Source organism: Cohnella fermenti, from assembly GCF_004801405.1.
GTDB classification, from domain to species: Bacteria; Bacillota; Bacilli; order Paenibacillales; family Paenibacillaceae; genus Cohnella; species Cohnella fermenti.
In genome coordinates this window covers 191,142-212,700 of the sequence record NZ_SSOB01000001.1, presented here as the reverse complement: position 1 = coordinate 212,700, position 21,559 = coordinate 191,142, and the positions used below count along the sequence as shown (strand labels likewise).

Annotated in this window: 18 protein-coding genes; 2 read left to right on the top strand and 16 right to left on the bottom strand. The window is 58.1% G+C overall.

Features of this window, described 5'->3' with window-relative positions; all coding sequences use genetic code 11:
* Positions 1 to 9: 9 nt before the first annotated feature.
* The 7 genes from E6C55_RS00765 to E6C55_RS00735 all read right to left on the bottom strand — a co-directional run bounded on the left by E6C55_RS00765 (position 10) and on the right by E6C55_RS00735 (position 8,869).
* Positions 10 to 975: an ABC transporter permease gene (locus tag E6C55_RS00765; RefSeq protein WP_230986452.1), complete on the bottom strand. Its 966-nt coding sequence runs from the start codon at positions 973 to 975 to the stop codon at positions 10 to 12.
* Positions 959 to 1,879 carry an ABC transporter ATP-binding protein gene (locus E6C55_RS00760; RefSeq protein WP_136367862.1) on the bottom strand — a complete coding sequence of 307 codons (921 nt, stop codon included), beginning with the start codon at positions 1,877 to 1,879 and terminating at the stop codon, positions 959 to 961. The genes E6C55_RS00765 and E6C55_RS00760 overlap by 17 nt, the downstream gene beginning before the upstream one ends.
* A 492-nt stretch (positions 1,880 to 2,371) precedes the next feature.
* Complete coding sequence (locus E6C55_RS00755; RefSeq protein WP_136367861.1) at positions 2,372 to 3,952, bottom strand: alpha/beta hydrolase; 1,581 nt, start codon at positions 3,950 to 3,952, stop codon at positions 2,372 to 2,374.
* 36 nt (positions 3,953 to 3,988) lie between these two features.
* A complete protein-coding gene (locus E6C55_RS00750) occupies positions 3,989 to 5,011 on the bottom strand; it encodes a FecCD family ABC transporter permease (protein ID WP_136367860.1) in 1,023 nt (340 codons plus the stop codon).
* Positions 5,004 to 6,014, bottom strand: coding sequence for a FecCD family ABC transporter permease (locus tag E6C55_RS00745; protein ID WP_136367859.1), 1,011 nt, complete (start codon positions 6,012 to 6,014; stop codon positions 5,004 to 5,006). Before E6C55_RS00745 ends, E6C55_RS00750 begins: the two co-directional genes overlap by 8 nt.
* 50 nt (positions 6,015 to 6,064) lie before the next feature.
* Positions 6,065 to 7,102 carry an ABC transporter substrate-binding protein gene (locus tag E6C55_RS00740; RefSeq protein WP_136367858.1) on the bottom strand — a complete coding sequence of 346 codons (1,038 nt, stop codon included), beginning with the start codon at positions 7,100 to 7,102 and terminating at the stop codon, positions 6,065 to 6,067.
* A gap of 99 nt (positions 7,103 to 7,201) precedes the next feature.
* Positions 7,202 to 8,869 (bottom strand): AraC family transcriptional regulator, encoded by a 1,668-nt coding sequence (locus E6C55_RS00735; protein WP_136367857.1) that lies wholly within the window; start codon positions 8,867 to 8,869, stop codon positions 7,202 to 7,204.
* Positions 8,870 to 9,370: 501 nt separating this feature from the next.
* Between E6C55_RS00735 and E6C55_RS00730 the strand changes: the two genes are divergently transcribed.
* Entirely contained in the window at positions 9,371 to 10,330 is a 960-nt protein-coding gene (locus tag E6C55_RS00730) for an ABC transporter substrate-binding protein (RefSeq protein ID WP_136367856.1), read from the top strand.
* A 778-nt stretch (positions 10,331 to 11,108) separates the two neighbouring features.
* Positions 11,109 to 11,318: a hypothetical protein gene (locus E6C55_RS00725; RefSeq protein ID WP_136367855.1), complete on the top strand. Its 210-nt coding sequence runs from the start codon at positions 11,109 to 11,111 to the stop codon at positions 11,316 to 11,318.
* 584 nt (positions 11,319 to 11,902) lie between these two features.
* Here E6C55_RS00725 and E6C55_RS00720 read toward each other — a convergent pair.
* From E6C55_RS00720 to E6C55_RS00680, 9 genes are all read right to left on the bottom strand, one after another.
* Entirely contained in the window at positions 11,903 to 13,021 is a 1,119-nt protein-coding gene (locus E6C55_RS00720) for a toxic anion resistance protein (protein WP_136367854.1), read from the bottom strand.
* Positions 13,022 to 13,039: 18 nt separating this feature from the next.
* Positions 13,040 to 13,750, bottom strand: a complete 711-nt coding sequence (locus E6C55_RS00715) for a hypothetical protein (RefSeq protein ID WP_136367853.1) — start codon at positions 13,748 to 13,750, stop codon at positions 13,040 to 13,042.
* Positions 13,751 to 13,787: 37 nt separating this feature from the next.
* Complete coding sequence (locus E6C55_RS00710; RefSeq protein ID WP_136367852.1) at positions 13,788 to 14,801, bottom strand: ATP-grasp domain-containing protein; 1,014 nt, start codon at positions 14,799 to 14,801, stop codon at positions 13,788 to 13,790.
* Positions 14,802 to 14,827: 26 nt separating this feature from the next.
* A complete protein-coding gene (locus E6C55_RS00705; RefSeq protein ID WP_136367851.1) occupies positions 14,828 to 15,652 on the bottom strand; it encodes an HAD family hydrolase in 825 nt (274 codons plus the stop codon).
* The gene (locus tag E6C55_RS00700; RefSeq protein ID WP_136367850.1) at positions 15,649 to 16,788 is read right to left on the bottom strand and encodes a cysteine protease StiP family protein; all 1,140 of its coding nucleotides are present in this window, start codon (positions 16,786 to 16,788) and stop codon (positions 15,649 to 15,651) included. The genes E6C55_RS00705 and E6C55_RS00700 overlap by 4 nt, the downstream gene beginning before the upstream one ends.
* On the bottom strand, positions 16,785 to 18,161 hold the full coding sequence (locus tag E6C55_RS00695) for a phosphoribosyltransferase family protein (protein WP_168735377.1): 1,377 nt from the start codon (positions 18,159 to 18,161) through the stop codon (positions 16,785 to 16,787). Before E6C55_RS00695 ends, E6C55_RS00700 begins: the two co-directional genes overlap by 4 nt.
* Positions 18,103 to 19,305 carry an HpcH/HpaI aldolase/citrate lyase family protein gene (locus E6C55_RS00690; RefSeq protein WP_136367848.1) on the bottom strand — a complete coding sequence of 401 codons (1,203 nt, stop codon included), beginning with the start codon at positions 19,303 to 19,305 and terminating at the stop codon, positions 18,103 to 18,105. Before E6C55_RS00690 ends, E6C55_RS00695 begins: the two co-directional genes overlap by 59 nt.
* A gap of 78 nt (positions 19,306 to 19,383) precedes the next feature.
* A complete protein-coding gene (locus tag E6C55_RS00685; protein ID WP_136367847.1) occupies positions 19,384 to 20,205 on the bottom strand; it encodes a TerC family protein in 822 nt (273 codons plus the stop codon).
* Positions 20,206 to 20,223: 18 nt separating this feature from the next.
* Positions 20,224 to 21,510: a TerD family protein gene (locus E6C55_RS00680; RefSeq protein WP_136367846.1), complete on the bottom strand. Its 1,287-nt coding sequence runs from the start codon at positions 21,508 to 21,510 to the stop codon at positions 20,224 to 20,226.
* Between the last annotated feature and the right edge of the window lie 49 nt (positions 21,511 to 21,559).

The following is a 21,559-nucleotide window of genomic DNA, read 5'->3' as shown; positions in this document are numbered from 1 at the left end:
TATCTCGGATTATCCGGCAACGTCCCGCTTCGTGAACAGGAACCAGGCGATAAGCTGGAAGGCGATATAATAGGCGATCAGCATCGAGACCGAGAAGCCGAGCGTCATCTCCGGCCGCAGCGGCGTCGCTCCGTCCATGTACTGCGTCAGGTCGATGTTCGGGAAAATCAAGTATTTGACCCAGTCGTACCCGCTTAAGAGAGCCGAAAGCGTGTTGCCGACCAGCATGCATAGAAGCGAGAACGCGATCGCCATCGAAGAGCTGCGGAATGCGGCCGAGATCATGAATGCCATCGTGACGTACATGACAAGCATAACGACGCTGTAGCCGTACTTCTCAAGCGCATGGAACAGCATATTGCCTTCATGGATCATTCCGCTCGCATCGATCGAGATGTCCGGCAGGCTCAGCCCGTCGAAGCCGGCCAGCACGCCCCCCGCGACGAGAGCGGCGGCGAAGCAGAGCACGAGCAGAAGCAGCGCGAACGCCATCGTCGAGACGTACTTGGCCAGCATAAGCTTCGTCCGGGAAGCCGGGCCGACGAGCAGCAGCTTGATCGTGCCCCAGGTGAATTCTCCCGCGATCATGTCCGCGGCGACGACAACGGTGAGCAGCGTTACGAGAATGATCAGCGAGGCCGAGCTGTTCACGTAGCTCCATACCGACAGTCGGTCCGGATCGATGTTCTGCGACAGATAATACTCGTTCAGCTTGATCTGGTTCTGAAGATCGGACCGCGACTGCTCGCCGAGCTCGGCGTTGTTCTGAACCACGTGGCTCAGCTCCGCGTTCCGCTCGGTTACGGCCGCCCGCCAATCGCCGGCGTCATGCTTGCTCTCGTCCCACTTCATCAGTCCGCTCATCAGCGCGACGGTGCCGATCAGGAAGAGGATCATCAGCCACGTGCGGGGACGGCGGTAAATCTTCATGTTCTCGTTGCGAATCAATTGCGATAGACTAGACAACCATCTCACCTCCGGTAATCTCCAGGAATTGCTCTTCGAGCGTCTTCTGCACGGCATGAATGCCGAGCACTTCGATATCCGCGGCGACCAGCACGCGTGCGATATTCGGAATTGCCGACTTGTCGGCGGCGATCTCGATACGGGTACCGTCTACGGCAAGCTGCGCCGCATCGAACAATTGAGCGAGCAGGTGCTGCGCCGCGACGGGATCGCCGGCCTCAAGCACGATCTTCGACTGCGACTGTTCGCGCGCGTCCTGCATCGAGCGGATGTCGACGAGCTTGCCCGCCTGGATGATCGCAACCCGGTCGCACATAAGCTCCATCTCGGACAGCAGGTGCGAGGAGACGATGACGGAGATGCCCTCCTCCCTCGTCAGCTTCCGCAAATAATCGCGGAGCTCGCGAATTCCCGCCGGGTCAAGCCCGTTCGTCGGCTCGTCCAGAATGAGCAGGGACGGCCGATGCAGAATCGCCTGCGCGACGCCAAGCCGCTGCCTCATGCCGAGCGAGTAGCGCTTTACTTTCTCATGAATCCGGTTCTGCAAGCCGAGCATGTTCACGACCTCGTCGATCCGCTGCTTCGTGACGCCGCTGTGGCGCCTTGCGAAGTGAACGAGGTTCTGGTAGCCCGTCAAGAACTTGTACATCTCCGGGTTCTCGACGATTGCGCCGACATGCGTCATCGCCAGCTCGAACTGCTCCTTCACCGACACTCCCTTGATCCGCGCCTCTCCCTTCGTCATCGAGATGAGTCCCACGATCATCCGGATCGTCGTCGTCTTGCCCGCGCCATTCGGGCCGAGGAACCCGAATACTTCCCCTGCGGGGATGTCGAAGGTGAGATTGTCGACAATCTTCCGAGTTCCTATTCTCTTCGTTAAGTTGCGAAGTTCCAGCACCGCTTCCGTCATGACGCCAACCTCCTGATTTTTCTGCAATGTCTGAAGTATATCGGAATGCGGGCCGAGCGAAGAACCGTCCGCGGGTGAGGAGAAGCCCCCTCCTTAAGTCCAGGTCGGACTTGGACCGAACGGCTGTTGCTCTTGCCGGAGGATAGATATCCAACATGCGTTATTCATGCCGCCATTTTATATGATTTCTCACATTCGTCGGCTTGGAAAAGGAGGCAATCTCGATGTTTTATGTGGTTTTTAGCATACATGCGGCAGCTCGAACCGAATTTTTCTCCATTTATGCTATTTTTCACATAGAATCGTCCAAACTCCCTGTCATCGAGCTGCGCCAATGCGGTTTTTCGCATAAAATCCGGCTGCCCTCGACTTCGACAGCTTCGCAGCGGTGCGGTGCGACAACGGCAACCGGGAGAGAAAGCAACAAACCCGAGGAGCTCTTGCTCCTCGGGTTAACGTTTCGCCAAACGCGATGCTTCCATGACCTGATCTTCAAATCCGTTCCCTATGCTCGAACAGGAACCGGAAGATCACTCCCGCCAGAGCCGGAACGACCGACACGTGACCCGCTCCTTCGAAGCGGCGGAACTCCAGCCGCAGGCCGCGCTCGCGAAGCGGCTCAAGCTGCCGGGCGAGCCGTTCCGCCTCCGCCACCATCGACGGCTTCTCGTCCGCTCCGACTCCGATCAGCAGGGAGATCGGCCGTTGCGCCAGGTCCAGCTTCTCCAGAGCGGCGGGCAGCCGCTCCTGGATCTCCGAGCCGTCCCACCAGACGGACGGACTTCCCGCGATGTAGCCGGAGAACAGCTCCGGCCGCTCGGCCAGCGCGTGCAGCGCGAACCAGCCGCCAAGGGAATGGCCGAACAGCGCCCGGCGCTCGCGGTCGATCGGGAAGGCCCGTTCGACGGCCGGCAGCAGCTCCTCTTCGAGGAAGGCGAGGAATTCGTTCACCCCTCCCGTCTCCGGCCACTCCGAGCGGTCGGGCCGAGCCGGCAGCTTCGCGGGATCGGCCTTCGTCGTATAGTCGTAGAACCGCCGACTCGTCACAAGCGGTTCGTCCGACGGGTAGCCGATGCCGACGATCACTCCCTGCGAGAAGCCGCGCGGCGGACGCCCTTGCAGCCGCATCGCTTCGGCGAGAGTGGCGAACGATGCGTTCGCGTCGAGCGAGACCAGCACCGGGTAGCCCCGTTCCGGCGCTTCGCCGGAAGTCGGGGCATACAGGAAGATGCGGTACGGCCGCCCCGTTCGCCGCGAATGCATCTCCCAAGTTGTCGTGCCCGGCAGCGTGAAGGGATGCTCGGATGGCGATTCGCTCTTCCGCTCGACCGGCCGTTCCCCGAACAACCACTCGAGCGCCTCCGGGAAGTGCTGGGCCATGCAATGAAGATCATGCGTGCCGCCCGGCGTCACTTCGAACCGCAGCCGTTCGGAGCCGCTCCCCGTCTTGCCGGTCCAGGCCTTGTAGGCCTGTCGCGTATACGGGACCATGTTAAGCTGCGCATTCGCCTTGTAGATGCCCTCGCAATCGCCCACGGACATGTAAACCTTCAGCTTCTCGTCCAGCGGCGGGTGCTCTCGCACATAATCCAGCACGCCTTCATACCAGAAGGAAGCGGACAGCAGGCCGAGCCTCCCGAACGCGTCCGAACGCCAATAACCGGCGAACAGCGAGATGAGCCCGCCGAACGAGCCGCCGATGGCCGCCGTCTGCTCCGCTTCCGGCTTCGTCCGATAGCTCGCATCGATGAACGGCTTAACGACGTCCGCAAGCTCGTCCACATAGGCGCGCCCTTCCCCGAGGAAGGGCGGATAGCCCGGCACAAGCGACTCCGCCGGCCATGGCGTATAGTCGCGGTTGCGATTCGGCGAGACGACGCCGACCACGATCAGCTCGGGCAGCGATCCTTGACGGAAGCGATGCTCGATCTGGTTAAAGCAGGCGTGGAACAGCTCGCCGCCGTCGTGCACATAGACGACCGGGTACCGCGCTTCGGCGGAGTTCTCATAGGAAGGGGGCACATAGACGAGGAGTTCTCTGCCCGCTGCCGTATGCTTGCGACTTCTAATCATGATCGACGGGCCACCTCCATAAAAGTCCGACCCTCGTTATCGAGTCGTCTTGAACAGCAAATAGACGAAGTAAGGAACGCCGATAATCGAGATGACGATGCCGACCGCCAGTTGTGCCGGAGCGAACACCGTCTTGCCGATGAAGTCCCCGACCAGCACCATCGCCATTCCGGCCAGGCCGCTGGCCGGGAGGCTGAGCCGATGCTGCAGGCCGACCATCCGCCTGGCCATATGCGGTGCGATCAAGCCGACGAAGGCAATGCTCCCGGAGACGGCGACGCTTGCGCTGACGAGCCCGATGCTGCCGAGCAGCAGCCAGTTGCGCTCCCGTTCGATCCTTACGCCGAGCCCCCGCGTACTCGACTCCTCCAACTGGAACAGATCCAGAACGCGAGCGCGCCACCAGAGAAGCGGAACGAAGACGAGCAGCCAGGGCAGCACCATTTTCACAAAAGGCCAGTTCGCACTGTAGATGCTCCCCGCCAGCCACACCGCCGCCATCTCGTAGTCGTTCGCATTCATCTTGAGCGACAGGAAGGTCGAGACGGCTCCGAAGCCGGAGGCGAGGGCGATGCCGACCAGGATCAGCCGCTGCGGGTCGATCCTCCCCTCGCTTCTGGCCAGCATGTAAATAAGCGCCGTGGCCGTCAAGCCGCCCGCCAGGCCGAACAGCGGCATCGCGTAGATGCCGAGCCAGTCGGTCATGTCGGTGCTCCCTTGGAACACGAGCATGTAGAGCACAACGGCCATCCCCGCTCCCGCGTTGATGCCGAGAATGCCGGGATCGGCGAGCGCGTTGCGCGTGACTCCCTGGATGACGGAACCCGCAATGCCAAGCGCGAAGCCGACCAGTGCGCCAAGCACGATTCGGGGCAGACGGAATTCGAAGACGACAAGCTCGAAGTCCGGATTGGCGTCGATGCGCAGCAAGGTCTTGAACACTTCGGCGACGGAGATGTCGAACGTTCCGTTCGTCAGGCTGAGGTAGAACGCCAACGCGCTTACGGCAAGCAGGGCGACCGCCACGACGGAGAATCTTGACGCGGTCCCTCTAGGCATGCTGTCCGCCTCCCCTCTTCTTGATGAGGTAGAGGAAGAACGGCACTCCGAACAAAGCGGTGACGATGCCGATCGGCGTCTCGAACGGATAATTCACGAATCGGGCGAGCAGATCGCACAGCGCCAGGAACAACCCGCCAAGCACCCCGGACACCGGAACCAGCCACCTGTAATCCACCGTCCGGGACAGCATCCTCGCGATATGCGGGATGATCAGGCCTATGAAGGCGATTTTCCCAGCGAGCGCAACGGCAACTCCCGTCAGAATCACGACCGCCAGCATCGTCAGCCCCTTGATCAGCCGGACGCGAACGCCGAGGTTCGACGCCACCTCATCCCCGAGCGACAGCGCGCTCACCGAATTCGACAGGGCAAGCGCAAGCACGAGCCCGACAGCCGCGAACGGAAGCGACAGCTTGATCAGCGCCGGGTCCATCTGATGGAGACGCGCGTTGTACCAGAAGCCGATTCCTTGCGAGATCTGGTAATAGGTCGCCGCCGCCTGCGAGATGCCGCCCAGGAAGGTGCCGATGATCGTGCCCAGAATGGCGAGCCGAACCGGCGACATTCCATTCGGAAGCAGCCATGCGATGCCGAACACAAGCCCCGCCCCGACCGCCGACCCGATCATGGACATCGTGATCAGACCGATGGAATTCATATCCGGGAGGAAAATCATGCACAGCGTCACCATAAACACCGAGCCGTCCGATACGCCCATGATGGATGGGGATGCGAGGTAGTTGCGGGTGATCCCCTGCATCAGCGCCCCCGATACCGCCAGGAAGGCGCCGATCAAGAGAGCGCCGAGAACCCTCGGCAGCCGGGAGGTCAGAATGATCTGGTGGTCGATGTTGTTCTCGTCGAAGCGGACGATCGCGTCCCAGATCTCCGAAGCGGAGATGCTCTTCGCTCCGAACAGGACGGAGAGGACGATAAGAAGCAGAGCCGCCGCCGGGGAGATCACGAGAATTGTCGCCGGCAGCGCGGATTTAAGTCGCATGGGAACACACCTTAGTCATGTCTTGTTCACGTCATGTTCATGGCGGTTGGCTATTCCGAGAGCTTCGCCACCGCCGCCTTCAGGAATTCGATCTTGCTGTACGCCGTTCCGCCTTGCGCAAGCGGGTCGACGACGTTGACGAACGCCTTGCCGTTCTTAAAGGCATTAATGTTCTTGATGATCGGGTTGTTCTGAAGATCGGCCAGCGCGTTCGGTGCGTCCGCGTTCTCGCTGTCCAGGAACTGGAGGAACAAGTAGTCCGGGTTCATCTCGGCCAGCTTCTCGATCGAGATGGATTCTTGCGCCTTCGCCGCCTGCACTTCAGTCGGCACCTCCAGCCCGAGATCGCCGTAGAGCACCGGATTGAAGAAGACGGATTCCGGATACACGTAGACCTCTCCTCCGCGAATGCGAAGCGCGACGACCTTCTTGCCAGCCAGCTTCTCTCCGAGCTGCGCTTGCGCTGCCGCTAGATCCGCCTTGTAGTCTTCGATCGCCTTCGCGGCCTGCTCCTGCTTGCCGCTCAGCTCCCCGAGCAGCTCGAGATTCGCTTCCCAATTCGTCGCAATGTGGGAGTACGGAATCGTTGTCGCGATTTTCTCCAGCTTCTTCATCGTCTCTTCCGGGAACTTCGACGAGCCGAGGATGACGTCCGGCTTCAGCTCGAGCACCTTCTCCAAGTCCGGCTCCATCTTCTCGCCGATCGACTCCGCTCCGTCCGTAATCGATTGGAACATCTCGGGGAAGACGCCCGAGAACGTAATCGCGCCGACCGGGTGAACGTCCAGAACGATCGAATCCTCCATCGCTTCCACAGCGCCTACAATAACAATGCGGCTGGCGTCCGCAGGCACGACATATTGTTTATCCAGATAGCCGATCGTCCTCGTTGCGCCTGCTTCTTCCGCTGCGGAAGCTGCGGACGGGCTTGCTGCGGATGATGCGCTTGGGGATTCGCTCGCGGATGAGCTTGGAGATGAGCCGCCGGACGCGGACTCCGAATTTGAATTCGAATTGCCGTTGCCGCACGCCGCCGCCAGCATGGCCAGAATTAGGACCAGTCCTATCGTCAATCCTGCTTTTCTCATGAGGGGTGTCTCACCTTTCTTATGCCGCAGCATTGAGAATGAATATCATTTAACAGAGTAAACGATCGCCGGCGCAGGGACCATGGACAAAATCCAGAATTAGAATGGACGATTTCCGGACAGAACCTCCATCGAGATATCCAGAATCCGCTCAACCGCAATCGGCGAATACTCTCTCCAAGGCTCGGACGAGATCAGATGAACCTTGTTGTCCCGCACCGCTCTCAAGGAGAGCCAGCGAGGCGATCGTTGCAATGCCTTCCATCCCCCCAGCGTCTCCGTCTCCTTGCGGATGAGCAGCAGGATGAGATCCGCGTCGGACTCGTCCAGCTCCTCCATCTCGATCTCCCGATCGTAGGGCAGCGGCGTCCCCTCATAGGCGAACGAGGCGCCGAGGCCGTCGAACAGCACATCGGTCATGCCCTGGTTGCAATGAATATAGAAGCGCTCGTGGATCAGACGAACGGGAAGCACCCGCGGGGCAGGCGCAAGGCTGCCGAAGCCCAGCTTGTCGCGCGCGCGGCCCAGCTTGCCCTCGAATTCGCCGATCCACCGCTCCGCCTCCGCCCTCTCGTCCAGGCGATCGGCCAGCGCGAGCAGGCTTGACCGCCAGCCTTCGCGCTCCGGCGGCATCACGAACAGCTCGGCAATTCCGGAGAGGGCCTCCCTCTCCATCGCATCGATCGTCGAAGGACACAGAATAAGATCGGGCTTCGATTCCGCCAACAGCCCGAGATTCGACTTTTTGTTCTGATTGTGCCGGTAAGCGTCCAGATGGACGGCGATATCCGATCCGATGGCGCTGGAATAGAAGCCCGCCCACTTCGAATGCAGCGGTGCGGCGTGCGGAATGACCTGAACCGGCATCAGATACCCGAGCAGGGAAGCGGAGCCGTACACGGCGAGCCGGTTCCGCCGCTTCTTGACGAACGAGGAAGGAGAGATCCCGACCGCCTTGCGGAACTTGCGGCTAAAGTAGAACTCATCCTCGTAGCCAACCTCGTGCGCGATGTCCTTCAGCCTCATCTCCGAGCTGATCATGAGCTTCTTCGCCTTCTTGATGCGAATCTGCGTCAGATAGTCCACAGCGCTGATGCCGTACTGCTTCTTGAACAGATCGACGAAGTACTTCGGGCTGAGATCCGCGATGCCCGCCAGCCGTTCGATTGTCAGTTCCTCGCCGTAGTGCTCGTCCATATGCGACTTCGCCAGCTCCAGGGCGTTCCGGCTATCCATTCTCCGCCCCCGGCGGGCGGCCCCGAACAGTAGGGCGAGAAGCTCCAGCAGAGTCGCCTGGGATTTCCAGCGCAAGAGCGGGTCCTCGCTCCCGTGTTGTTCCTTGATCGACCGGCACAGTCCTGCCAGACGACCTTGCGGAGCGAGAGGCAAGCCGTCGATTCGCTGCAGGAGGCACTTCACCGGGTCGGCAAGCAGCCTCTCCCGGCCGGAGTCGCTCTCTCGGAACAGCCCGAAGCGGACAACCGCAATAACGCTCTCTCCCTCTCCCCCCTCGAAGGAATACGTGCTTGCCGCAGGAGCCAGATAGACGGTCTCCGGGTTCATCGTACAGGAGGACGAATCCCGAACAAGCGTCCCTCCCCCGCCGAGAAGAACAATCATCGTATGGTCATCCGTCAACTGCGGCTCGATCCTCCACGACGGTCCGCCTTTGAGAATATCGATGTCCCACAGCTTGGGCGTCAATTGATCCAATCGGAATTCCGCCCGCGAGCGATCATGCTCCTCGGACAGCAATCTTGAAGACATGCTGAATCCCCCTCAGCATCGCTGATATTGATTCTCAGTACTATAATGAGTGTATCAAATCTGCACGATATTGGGAACCGACCTAAAGCTGCCAAGCACGCTGTTAATGGCCGGCGGGTGCCGAGTTACGGCGGGTGATGGTGGCGGGTGATGGTGGCGGGTGATGACGACGGGGCGGCAGCGGGGGACGGCGATGGTGAGGCGGTGGGTGACGGTGGTGGGGCATGGCGAGGGATGGCGAGGGATACGACGGTGGGCATAGTGGTGGGGCACGCGGCGGGGGATGGCGATGAGGCATGGCGCGAGTTCCCTGCCGGATCGTGGATGAGCCTAGTCGGGTGGGGGTCCCAACCGCATCCTTGGAGGGCCCACCGTTCGGATACGCAGCCAATCCGGAAATCGTCCAGTTATTTTGCGTATTTTGTCCATGTTCAGAGGGGAGAATCTCCATTACTATTATGATAATGATTCTCATTATTATGAAGGGGTGTTACAAGCATTATGAGAAAAAGCATGAAGGCTCTGTTGCTGGCAGGAGTGCTGGCTATCGGGTTGGGACCTATTCTGGGTGTCGTCCCTGCGACCGGCAACGTCGCGGAAGCGGCGACAACGACCCAGACGATCACCTATAAAGGCAAAACGTACACCGTTCCGACCAAGACGGCCAAGATCGTCATCACCGGCTCCGTCGAATCGCTGGAGGATGCGCTGCTGCTCAACTTCACTCCTCAAGGCTCGCTTACGGTCGGCGGGGAGTTCCCGAAGCTGTTCTCCAAGATTCTGTCGGGCGTAACGCCGATCGGCGAGAAGAGCGAGCCGGACCTCGAAGCTATCCTTAAGCTGAAGCCGGACATCATCCTCAGCAGCACGAAGTTCCCGGCTGAGACGAACGAGAAGCTGGCGAAGATCGCTACGACGATCCCGGTCTCCCACATCTCGTCGGATTGGCTGCCTAACCTGAAGCTGTTGGCTACCCTTACCGGCAAGAAGGCCGAAGCGACCCAGATCATCCTGAAGTACATCGACACGATGAATACCGCCAAGGCGAAGCTCGCTCCGAAGTTCAAGGGCAAGACCGTCCTGGCCGTCCGGATTCGCGCCGGCAACCTGTACATCTACCCGAAGGACGTTTTCTTCAACCCGACGCTCTATTCCGATCTCGGAGCTTCCTTCCCGGATGAAGTCAAGGATGCCAAGGCCCAGCAGTTGATCTCGATGGAAGGGCTCGCCGCGATCAACCCGGACTACCTGTTCGTCCAATTCACGGAAGACGAGAACCCGAAGAACACGTCCGCGCTTAAGGATCTGCAGAAGAACGCGATCTACAAGAACCTGAAGGCCGTCAAGAACGGCGACGCCTTCGTGAACATCGTCGATCCTCTCCTGCAAGGCGGTACGGCCTACAGCAAGATCTCGTTCGTCGAAGCTCTCGTGAAGAGCAAGCTGTATACGGGCAAATAATGCGACCAACCACAATCAGAACAGCGCACTCCTAAGGGGTGCGCTGTTCTTGTCTCGAGGCCGTTCCCGGTTAAGGGCGCTCAAGCGTCTCCATAATATCCTCGGTACGTTCCGAGGCCGCCGCGACTATCAAGAAAACAACAATAGCCGCCATAATGCCAAATTCGATCATACATTGCACGCTCCCTAGCGATCATCCTATTAGACTCTATGCGCCTCCTAGTCTTCATATGAATAATTCTGGATAACTCGTCCGTAATTTATTCATCTAGAAAATAAAAAACCGTCAGGGAAGTTTCGAAGATCGCCTACACACTCGTCCACCGCACGCACCTGCTCATTCCGTCTAACAAACTAACTTTCATTCGCTCTCACACTCACAACTCCACTCGTACTCACACTCGTACTCCGCGTGCTCTCTCTCCTCCCTCTCGCTCCCGCATTCCCTCGTGCTGCACGCCCCCCCTCGTCCGGTAAATTCGGTGATTTTATATGAATTTTCACATTCGTTGGCCTGGAATGGAGGGGAATTGCAGCGTTTTATGTGATTTTTAGCATATATCCAGCAACTCGGACCGGGTTTTTCTCCATGAATGTGGTTTTTCGCATAAAATCGGGCAACTCACCCGTTATCGGACAGCACCAATGTGATTTTTCACATAAATCCGACGGCCATCGGGTCTGGTGAGTTCGGCGGCTTCGGCGGGCTCAGCGGAGTTGAGTTCTGGCGAGTTCGGTGAGTCTGGTTAGTTTGGTTAGTCTGGCGAGTTTGCTAGGAATGGTGGAGATGGAGTGCTACGATAAATTGGTGGGGATGGAGGTGGTAGCTTCGGCAGATTGGGAGCATTATGAGGAGTTTGGTAGGCTTGGTGGGGTTGGTGGGGTTGGCGGGCTCGGCAGCTTCTGCGAGTTCGGCGGGTTTGATGAGGTTGATGAGGTTTGGGGCAGCTCCCTATCCTCGCCCGTTGGATTCTGCGATTTTATATGAAATTTCACATTCGTTGGCCTGGAATGGAGGGGAACTGCGGCGTTTTATGCGGTTTTTAGCATATATCCAGCACCTCGGGCCGGATTTTTCTCCATGAATGTGGTTTTTCGCATAAAATCGGGCAACTCACCCGTTATCGGGCAGCACCAATGTGATTTTTCACATAAATCCGGCGGCCATCGGGTCTGGTGAGTTCGGCGGCTTCGGCGGGCTCAGCGGAGATTCAGTGAGTTTGTTGAGTTCGGCGAGTTTGATGAGGTTGGTGAAGTTGGCGAGTTTGACGAGGTTGGTGAGGTTGATTGGTGGGATACCGGTTCGTCCTTTCAGCGCAATAGGGCAGCAAAAAACGGGCCATTAGCCCGTTTGCTCGTCTCGCGGTTTGCGGTTCCATGGTCTTGCAGTCTTGCAGTCTTGCAGTCTCGCGGTTTGCGATTTCACGGTCTTGCAGTCTTGCAGTCTGCAGTCTCGCGGTCCGCAGTTTCACGGTCTTGCCGTCCTGCGGGTTCACCGAATTGCAGCCCTGCGCCCTTGCAGTTTGCAGCCCTGCACCCTTGCAGTGTGCGATCCCGCTCCGCCTTCCTCTATTATTCGAGGAATCCCTTGGCCGTGGGTTCGGGGAATGCTGCCGGCGGAGTGCTTGCCTTCGTCTGGTTGCCCGGCTGGAGGCCGATCCGCTCGCCGACCTTCTGGTTGATCTCGGTCATCTTCACGGTCTGCTCCGAGACGGTCTGAATGATCTGACGGTTGGAATTCTCGTACTTGTCCATAGCCTGGAACAGATCCGCCATCGCGCGTTCGACAAGCTCGAGGCTCATGGCCGGCTTGACCAGCGCTTGCGTCGCCTTGTCGCTGGATTCATTCAACAACCGCGCATTCTCCGCGAACTGGTTGCCGAGCATCTCGTTCGTGGAGTTAACGGCTTCGATGACCTTGAACTGATCGTCGATCGCCTGGGCGATCAGCACCGACACGGACAGAAGATGCTGCGTCTTGTCGATGGCGCCGTCAACCGCGTCGATTAGTTTGTCATTCGTGTCATTAATAATATCCGTGCCCGCAATCGCTTGCTGGTAGAGCATGATCATCTCCGTATAGGTCTGTATGCGGGTAACGACCTTGCGCAAGCCCCGCTCAAGTTGAACCTTGCGGGGTTCGTTCTCGGGCTTGGTCAATTCCTGCTCGAACAGAACCTTTAAGCGGTTGCCGTACTCGATAAGCATCTGCAGATCGTAGACGTTCTCCAAGCTGCTCCGCTTCAAGTTGCGCATCAGAACGATATTCTCTTCCAGATTCTCGCGGCCGTGGCGCAAGGAAGTCACAATGGCGGTAACGTTGGTCTTAACCGACTGATACTTGTACACGTATTGCTGAAGCGAAGTCTTGCGCAGAAGTCGCTGGAAGATGTTCAACTGCTTGCTCCGACTCAGCTCTTCGACCTCGGTGCGCAGCTTGAGCATGTTGGCCGTGATCTCCGAACGCTTGCCCGAAGCCAAGTCGTTCAATGGCCGCTCCAGCATCCCCAGCGTTTGGGTGGAGCGATCAAGCGTCTTCTGGCCCCTTCTGGAGATCTCGTCCATCAGTGTATCGAGCTGAGCGACATCCGTTGTGGCAACCCGCTGCATGGTAAGCCGGGCTTCCTGTTCCAATCGGTTGATATCGTCGGGCTTCACTTGAACTTGCAAAGCTTGCGCGGTCGTGGACATCTTCCTGCCTCCTCTGGGCTAATCGTTGTACCGATAGCGTTGTTGGATCAATTCCGCCTTGGTGCGAAGCTCGAGCAGATCCTTCTGCTCGATGGTCTGCGTATAAGAAGTCAGCTTGGAGTTTATATCCTTAATCCCATCCAGAAGCAAACGCCGGTTCTGCCGTTTGGCCTCGCCGCTGAGCCGCAGGAATGGGTTGATTGTCGAATTCAGGTCTCTCCTTACGAGCCGGACGATATTATAATTCATATTGCTGTCTCCCAACACGTCCAGATCCGGAATCAGCCGATTGATTCGGGACAGCAGCAGCAGCGTCTTCTGCACGATCTCGTCGTCCAGGCTCGCCTTCTCGCCTTCCAGAAGGATCATATCCTGGATGACTCCGATGTACTCGCTGGCCGAAGCAAGTTCCGGGTCCGCGATCGGCCTCTGCTCGGAAGATTCGGGAGCTGCCGCAGCCGCTTGACCGGCCGGGCTTGCCGCCGGTTCCTGCCTCCCCGGCCGACTCCGAGAGCCTTCGAGTGGAGGTGCGGGCGGAGCCGCTTGCGGAGATTCGATATTCCCTGCTCGCGAATCGGCTTCAGCCTTCCTTAAGGGAAGCGAAGCGGCAATGAGCATCACAACGGTCGGAACCGCCAGCGCCGCGTAAACGGAGTACCAATGGAACACAACGATACCGGCGACGAAGCTTCCAAGCGCCAGGAGGGCGTTTCTCTTAAATGTATGCAAGGAATCTCCTTCCTTCCGGTAATCTTGTATAAATCCACTAACCCAGCAGCAACGGTTGTTCGATGAAGCTGGCCGTCATTCCGAACCGGAGCTCCGGCGGAGCGATCGGCAGCCCCATCAGGGTCTGCACAGCCAGATAAGGCATATTTACCCCGGCCAAGCAAGAGATATACAAGCCCCCGGACATTCTGGGGTTAATCTCTAACAGCTTCGGAATACCTTTATTATAACGAACTTGAATATTAAAGGCATAGGGGATTCTAAAATCGTCAGCGATTTTTTGAGAGATTTCGAGCAATTCCGGACTATCTTCCAAGATATACTTGCGCCCTTCGGCCTTGCGGCGGGGAATGGCAGCGAGGAGCGAGCCTTCGGCGGTAGCCAGGCAGTCAATGCTGTACTCCGGCCCTTCAAGCCACTCCATAACCATCAAATCGTCAAACTGTTCTACGCTGGAGAGAGTGGCATAGGCTGCCTCGAACGTCGTCGACAACGTCACATAGCCGTACAGCTCCGTTAAGGGATCTCGGTTATTGTCGATAATCCGGAAGCCCATCCCGCCCTCCGCCTTGGTCGGCTTGAAGCAGACGACATGACCGTCGGCGGTTAACCTCTCGCAGGCTTGCTTAAACTGCTCCGCCGTATGGACAACCTCGTAGTCCGGAATGGCAATGGTGCCGGCAGCCCTGACCTTGTCGTAAAATTTATCCTTCTCCATCATCGAATCGAGCAGCGCCAAGTCCCTGCACACCATCACCTTGGTGCCGATCTCGTCGAACAGGTGAATATGCCTCGCGATCTCTTCCATGTGGAGCCTGGGGAGGAACAGGTCGATCTCGTTGCGGCGGCAATGCTCCGCGCAGAACCTCGCGTATTCCTCGCCTAGAAGAGCCGGCTCGGTCGCTCGGTGGTCTGCCGCCAGGAGCGACAGATGATCGATGTCCGGGTGCGTTCCGTAGAACTCGAACGCCTGCCCGTCCGCATTGCCGCGAATCATATTGATGTAGTGGTAAGCGGTTGAGAACCACCGATTCATGTAGATTTTTGTCATCGTCGACGCTTCCTCTTTTCCAAAATTCAGATAGAAATGGCACCTAACCGGGCACGTTCGCTTCTTATCCGTTCCACCGCGGCATTCAGGATCTCCTCGGAGGCCCGTATTCCCGTGCTGCCGGTGAAGCGAATGTGGGGATGCTCGGAATACCGTACGCCGAGCTCCCCGTGAACCGGCGCGAATGCCGCATCCGACGCCAGCAGCAAGCTCTCGTCAAGCAAGCTGTCGCCGGCGCCTATGACGAACGCGGAAGCGAGCCGCTCCTTCACATAAGCGAGAGCCGCTCCTTTGGTGATGGCGTTCGGCACCAAATAAATTTTCCTGCCTTGAAGCGAATACGTCCATCCCAGCGATGACAATTCTCCTCGGAAGGCCTCAATCGCATCGACCGGCAGGCGATCTCGTTCAACGACGATCGAGAAGAACAAGCCGTCGCAGAGCCGCGACGACCTCACCCAATCCTCATTCGAGATACGGCCGAAGCGCGCCAGGATCTCTTCATGCGAAGCGCAGCCATGCTGCAAGGCTCTCTGCACCTCTTCCCGCCACTCCAAGTCCGGTTGTCCGTTCTGCAGCACCGTACCGCCGTTGCTGACAATGGCATAGACCGGCCGGTAGCGCTCCAGGATGGCGAAGATGCGGTTGTATTGCTCCGGAGTGCGCGTCGTCACGGGCACGAAGGCAGCCATCCCCGCTACTTCTTCCAAGCGATCCATGGCCGTCTTGGTCATGTAAGAGATGTAGCGCCCCTCGTACAATTCGACCGGCACAAGCTCCTCCGGCGGGACGCTGCCCATCGAGCGCTCCGAATAGATAAGCGTCAAATCCAGGTCGCTGGCGAAGATCATTCGGATTCCCCTCTCACCGGCTTGATGATTCCACAGCAGGAGTAGGTCAGCTCGGGATAGACCTCGACCGGAACTCCGCGATCCTTCGCCAGCAGCATAATATGCCTGAGCTCCGGATTGTCCAGCTTGTTCACGAGTATTCGCCAAGGGACCCGACGAAGCAGCACGCGGGTCGTCTCCCCCACTCCCGGCTTCACCAAGTTAACGTCCTCGATCCCGAAGTCTCTCTGTATGCGCTCAATATCCTTCAAGCCCTGCCAAGTGGTCTCCGCAGCCGCCGGATCGGCAAGCAGCCTGTCCGCCCTGCTCCGCGCTTCGGCTTGCACGGCTTCGAAGTGCTTCGATACTTCGTCGACGAACAGGTTGGAGAGGTCCTCTTCGAGCCATTCCCGATAAAACTTGGCTCCATGGAAATCCCCGGCACCGATAAGATCGCCTCTAAGCACGGTTCGGCTCATCAGTCCGGATACCGTGGCGTTCAGGCAAGCGCTTGGGATTAAATAATCGTCCCGCGTACCGAACGTCTCGGCACATTGCCCCGGATCGGCAAGAACGGCCAGATCGTCGTTCATCGCGATGCCGTATTTATGCCCGAAGTCGCGGCAAGCCTCGCTCAGCACCTTGCGAATCGCGCCCTTGCCCGTCCATCCGTCCACGAATTGCACGGCGCTTAGCCCGTGCCGCTGATGGATATAGAGCAGCGCATTCTCGTCGATGCCCTTCCCCCGGATGATCGATAGGCTGTAATGCGGCCAATCGTACCCATGAATCGCCTTGACGTAACGTTTAATCAGCACGCCAATCGGAGTTCCCGCACGCGCCAGCGATGCGAGCACGACGCCCTGCCCTCTTTTGCTCAAGATCAACTCGGCTACCGTTCCCGTCGCCAGCGCCAGAGCCTCCGCGTTATCCCGCAGCGTCTTATGGAACAATTCCACATACTCGGCAGTAGGCCTGTATTCGATCGGCAGCGATTCCGAATAATGCCCGCCGCCTTGAATCACGCGCTCCCGCTCCGCCGACTCGCGCTCGAGCCGGACGTCGCTCAGATCCTTTAAGAGGAAGGTTACATCGCCCGGAGGATAGCTCCCCATAGGCATCGGTTCTGGAATGCGGATCGTTCCCAAGCTGTTCATTCCGTCGTCTCCTCCTTCCCGCAAGCAACCAGATGAATGCTCGGAATATTTAGATCCTGAAGCACTTTGATAAGCTCCTCCGTCAGGGGGACCGGGCGTTCCATGAAGAAGAACAACTCGTCATATCTTCCTTCGGGAATGTTGTACATGTAATTCAGCAGATCGGGGTGGTCCGGAGCTTCGAACGACCATCCGTTCCGAACCGCGTAATCGGCTTGATCCACCGGATGAATGGGACTGCGGGTAGTCGATTGATAGAATACCCCTTCGCCCATCCCCGCCGCAATGCGCATCGGAACATACATGAATTCGCCCGTCCCCATGCAGAGAACCCGCGCACCCGTTCGGGCGCTCTTGCAGACGGACGCTGCGCGGCCAATCTCTTCGTCCAGCTCCAACTGTCCTGCATGGTCGAGGCCGAATCGGCCGCTGAGACGCAAATAAGCAAGCTCCCCCTCCGAAGAACGAGCCCGCTTGAAGCACTCCGACAGATCGATCCGTCGGAGCGGTATCGCTGTCCCGCTTGTCGGCTTGAGAACTCGGATTCCTTGCTCCCCTTCCAGCGGGCTCCCCTCCAGCGTCAGCCGTCCGGACAAGAGCGCAACGACCGCAATCGAGATGCCGCGTTCTTCCTCGAATTCCGCGAAGCGCGCGCGATCCTCGTCCGATCTCCAATCGAGCAGGCTGGCGATGACGAAGCGATCGCTTCCATACTTGCGATGCAGATCGTCGATGATGTTAAGCGCCGTTCTTCCGGTCGTCAGCTCGTCGTCGACCAGCACAATCGTGCGCGCAAGCTTAAATCGCTCCGGCTCGTCCATGTAGCAGCGGTGGGAAGTGGCATGGGAATGCTCCTCTTCGAACGTGACGCATACGCTGCGGCCCGGAATCGTCTCCCGGGTCGTGTGAAGATAGGAGACCGCCCCTTCGAAGGCTGCGAACATGCCATGTCCCAGGGCGGTAGCCGTCTCGGCGAAGCCGATGAACAACGTGTCGTCTGCAACAGCCAGCCTGCGGGAAGCCAATCTGTCATACAGGGAGGCGGCCGCTTCCGGATGCCTCATGGCATCGGCAATCTCCGCCAGCTCGGCGCTCGGCTGTTCCGGGTTCCCGGCGGCAAGCAGCTCGGCTAACGCCCTGCCCGCAAGAAGAGCAAGCTGCGGCTCAACCGGAATGTGTTTGCCAAGCAGCTTGCTGACGAAGAGGAATCCTCTCTTCTTGTTCTTGCGTGCGGCCATGGCGAACAAGGCATCGAGCGGAAGCTGAAGCGGATTGTCGCTTATCTCCGCTTCGACGGCCAGGTTCCCCAGGATGTCATACCTTCGCTTTCTCTCGGTTGGAGGCAAGAAGGCAGGTGTAGTTCTGGTAGTCATGCAGCACCCCATAAATTCTCGCTCTCATCAGAATCCGGTTGGCCCAGGAGCGATGAGGCTTGATCTCGTTCATCTTGTTGGCGTACAGGCTGCCCATGACGCCGAGGTCGCCTTTGTCATTCTCATGAATATGGAAGGCGTCCATGTACTCCTCGTGCGTCACGGCATACATGGCTTGTACGGGTTTAATATGCGAGGGGTGAATAATCGTCTTGCCCGATATCCCGTTCTCCTTGTCCAAGGCCACTTCTCGCATCAGGCCGTCTTCATAACGGTTGAGATAGGACATCCGCAGCATGCGGCCGCTTCGCCCCATGCTCTCTTCGAAGGGCGTCTGCCGCAACTGCGGCTTGAACAGACGATCGCTCTTGAAGTACTCCCACACCGGGCCGGAGATGACATAGCCCCCATCCCTGCGCCCGAAGACATTAACGATGTCCGCAATGCAATCGCGGATAACCCCGATATCGTAGATGGTATTATCCGGACTGCGACGCAGGCCGAACAGGCTGGAGAAGTCGGTCGCCCCGATTCGCACGTTCAGAACGTACGGACGGTAGCCGGAGAGCAGCTCGGACAGCACGAACAGCTTCTCGCTCCGGGTCTCCCGGTAAATCACTTCCGGCGTCTCGAGAATCGGCATGCCATAGAGCGGAGGGGAGCCCATCCTGGCGTCGTTGTATGCCGCCAGCGTCTCGAAGTAAGCGACGCCCGTGCTCTCGTTGAACTTGGGGAACACGAAGCCCGTTAATACCCTGTCCGTGTCGCCGAGCGCCTGAAGCAGCCGGGAGAGCTGCTCCGGAGAACGGACTCTCACGAAGAGCAGCGGCAGCTTCTCCCGAGGAAGCGAGCCGTCCCTCAAGGCGAGCGCCAGCTTATCCAGATGAATAAGCAGCGTCTCCTCGGCTTGAGACACCTGATTGTCCCCGACGGCATCCTCCAGATCAATGACGGCGGACACGAGACCTTCTTGCTTCTCAGAGATCAAATCGTCAGCTATCGTCGCCCTGGTGGCCGGCATGTAAAGCGCCGCTCCAACGGCGTAGGCAAGAGTATCCTTATCTGAAGAAGAATCGAATTCCTCGGGCCGAATGTGGAAGATCGAATGGGCTTCTTCCGAGGATAAATAGTTAAAGTACCTCAATGTCTTCGCTCCTCTCTCGCCATTACTGCTATAGCCGACGAAGCCAGGCAGGCCGATGAATGCCTCAGATCCCTGTCGTTAATGCAGTCTCTTGTCTGTCTCCGCATCCGTTCCTTGAACGTCGGGCAGCCGGTTGCGATTCTTCACCAAGCTCCATACGATCGTCCCGCCGAAGATCGCGATCAACACTCCGAAGAACAGAGCGTGCGAGATGTGAGCGCCGAATGCGGCGGCGATCATCTTCGCCCCAATGATCAGAATCAGCACGAAGGCTGTTTTCTCCAATTCGGGAATACGCTCCAGCAGCTTAAGGAAGATCTGCGCCACGCCACGCATCATCAGCACCCCGATGATTCCGCCGAGGAACAGAACCCATACCTGCTCGCTCACGCCGAAGGCTGCGAGGACGCTGTCGATACTGAAGGCGATATCCATCACTTCGACGGCCAGAACCGTCCGCCAGAAGCCAAGTCCCTTGTTCTGGACTTCCCCTTCTTCATCGGACTTCCTGGCGATATACGGAAGAAGAGGAATGCCGCCGACACGGTACATCCTGAATTCCAGAGAGAACAGATTGCTCAGTGCAATCCAGAGGAGATACACGCCCCCGGCCACTTTGACCCAAGTAATCTTGACCAGATACGTACCGACGCCGATGGCAATAAACCGGAAGACGTAGGCTCCGATGATCCCGTAGAACAGCGCCTTGCGCTGCTGCTCCTTGGGAAGATGCCGAACCATAACCGCGAGCACCAGGGCGTTGTCGGCCGACAACAACCCTTCCAGCAAGACGAGGGTGAGAATGATCCCCCAATTCACGGGATCGGTTATGACTTGCGAGAAATTATCCCAGTTGAAGAAACTGGAGAAATTATCGATAACATTATGAATGAAATCCATTCAGGTCTCTTCCCTCCGTTATTTGCTCCCCGCCGTCCATCTCATTCCCCAGCGGTAAGCCTCGTCCAATTTGCGGTGCCCGTCGAAGTACTCGACCAAGCGTTTAATACTGAAGGTCTCGTCGTTGACATTCTCGATCATCGCGATCGCACACATTCCCTTGCGGTTGTTGTGCTCGTCCATCCGAACCTCGATGTCGGGTCCTCCGGCGTGCTTGATCGTCGCCACTCCGTCCGCCTGGGCCCAGTTCGCGACTCCCTCGTAAATGAAGGCGAAGACAAGAATTCGTTTGATCTCGGCGATCTTGTTCCCGTTGATTCTTAAATTCTCGCCTGTCAGCACGGCGCCGGTGCGATCGTCCCCATCCAACGCGATATAAGGCTCGTCCTTCAAGCTTCCGAACGAATTGCCGAGCGCTTGGACAACTCCCTTGTACCCGTCCTTGAGCTCGAATAAACAGCCCAGGTCGAGGTCCACCCCTTTGCCGGATGAACCGAACAGCCCAGCCTTCTTCTTCTGCTGATTCCAATTCAGGTTAATCAGAATTTCTTCCAATTTCCCTGCTTTTTTCTGCAGGTTGATCGTGTCTCCGCGTTTCTTGAGGGAAATCTTGCTCAGATTTACGGGAGGTGAAGGAGGAGGCGAAGCGGGCGGAGCAGGTTGAGGGTTCGCAGGTGCCGATTGTACAGGGACAGGAGGAGTGTCCTGCTTGGGAGGTGGAGGCGCGGCTTCCGGCTCCTTGACTTCGATGCCGAAGCTGCCGCACAGAGCGCCCAGTCCGCCCGAGTAGCCCGAAGCGATCGCATTGAACTTCCAATCTCCGTTATATCGATAGAGCTCTCCGACGACGATCGCCGTCTCGACCGAGAACGAATTGTCCAGATCAAAGCGTATCAATTCGTTATCCCCGTCGTTCGCAATAAGCCGGATATAGAGGCCGTTCAAATCCTTGAAGCTTTGTCTTCTGTTCTCCCCTTCATAGATGGTCAACGCGAACGCGATTCGCTCCACCTTGGCGGGAACATCGCTTAGCTTGAGGCGCACTTGCTCTTTATCCGTTAGCCCCAGATAGCTCGTCTTGGCGGATTGAACCAATTGGACGGCACCCGCCGCGCCGGAGGGATTCCCGTAGAAGATCAGATCTTCATCGCCGGATACCTTGCCTCCGCCGCCCAGCAGGAATGCCGAGAAGTCAATATCGATGCCGGCGCTGCCTTGCCACCCGATTCCGCATACGACGGATGTTAAACCGGGATTATTCTTCGTTACGTCGGCTTTCTGCCCTTTAATGATCTTTACGGACAACCAGACTCCCCTCCTTGAGAGAAAGAATGCGGGCATTAGGAGAAAGGCC

What these genes read in the sequence shown, in the direction of transcription:
- E6C55_RS00710 (WP_136367852.1), bottom strand. Translation starts at nt 14,801, where the DNA reads ATGACAAAAATCTACATGAATCGGTGGTTCTCAACCGCTTACCACTAC.
- E6C55_RS00730 (WP_136367856.1), top strand. Translation starts at nt 9,371, where the DNA reads ATGAGAAAAAGCATGAAGGCTCTGTTGCTGGCAGGAGTGCTGGCTATC.
- E6C55_RS00685 (WP_136367847.1), bottom strand. Translation starts at nt 20,205, where the DNA reads ATGGATTTCATTCATAATGTTATCGATAATTTCTCCAGTTTCTTCAAC.
- E6C55_RS00725 (WP_136367855.1), top strand. Translation starts at nt 11,109, where the DNA reads ATGGTGGAGATGGAGTGCTACGATAAATTGGTGGGGATGGAGGTGGTA.
- E6C55_RS00755 (WP_136367861.1), bottom strand. Translation starts at nt 3,952, where the DNA reads ATGATTAGAAGTCGCAAGCATACGGCAGCGGGCAGAGAACTCCTCGTC.
- E6C55_RS00720 (WP_136367854.1), bottom strand. Translation starts at nt 13,021, where the DNA reads ATGTCCACGACCGCGCAAGCTTTGCAAGTTCAAGTGAAGCCCGACGAT.
- E6C55_RS00740 (WP_136367858.1), bottom strand. Translation starts at nt 7,102, where the DNA reads ATGAGAAAAGCAGGATTGACGATAGGACTGGTCCTAATTCTGGCCATG.
- E6C55_RS00700 (WP_136367850.1), bottom strand. Translation starts at nt 16,788, where the DNA reads ATGAACAGCTTGGGAACGATCCGCATTCCAGAACCGATGCCTATGGGG.
- E6C55_RS00760 (WP_136367862.1), bottom strand. Translation starts at nt 1,879, where the DNA reads ATGACGGAAGCGGTGCTGGAACTTCGCAACTTAACGAAGAGAATAGGA.
- E6C55_RS00705 (WP_136367851.1), bottom strand. Translation starts at nt 15,652, where the DNA reads ATGATCTTCGCCAGCGACCTGGATTTGACGCTTATCTATTCGGAGCGC.
- E6C55_RS00745 (WP_136367859.1), bottom strand. Translation starts at nt 6,014, where the DNA reads ATGCGACTTAAATCCGCGCTGCCGGCGACAATTCTCGTGATCTCCCCG.
- E6C55_RS00735 (WP_136367857.1), bottom strand. Translation starts at nt 8,869, where the DNA reads ATGTCTTCAAGATTGCTGTCCGAGGAGCATGATCGCTCGCGGGCGGAA.
- E6C55_RS00750 (WP_136367860.1), bottom strand. Translation starts at nt 5,011, where the DNA reads ATGCCTAGAGGGACCGCGTCAAGATTCTCCGTCGTGGCGGTCGCCCTG.
- E6C55_RS00695 (WP_168735377.1), bottom strand. Translation starts at nt 18,161, where the DNA reads ATGACTACCAGAACTACACCTGCCTTCTTGCCTCCAACCGAGAGAAAG.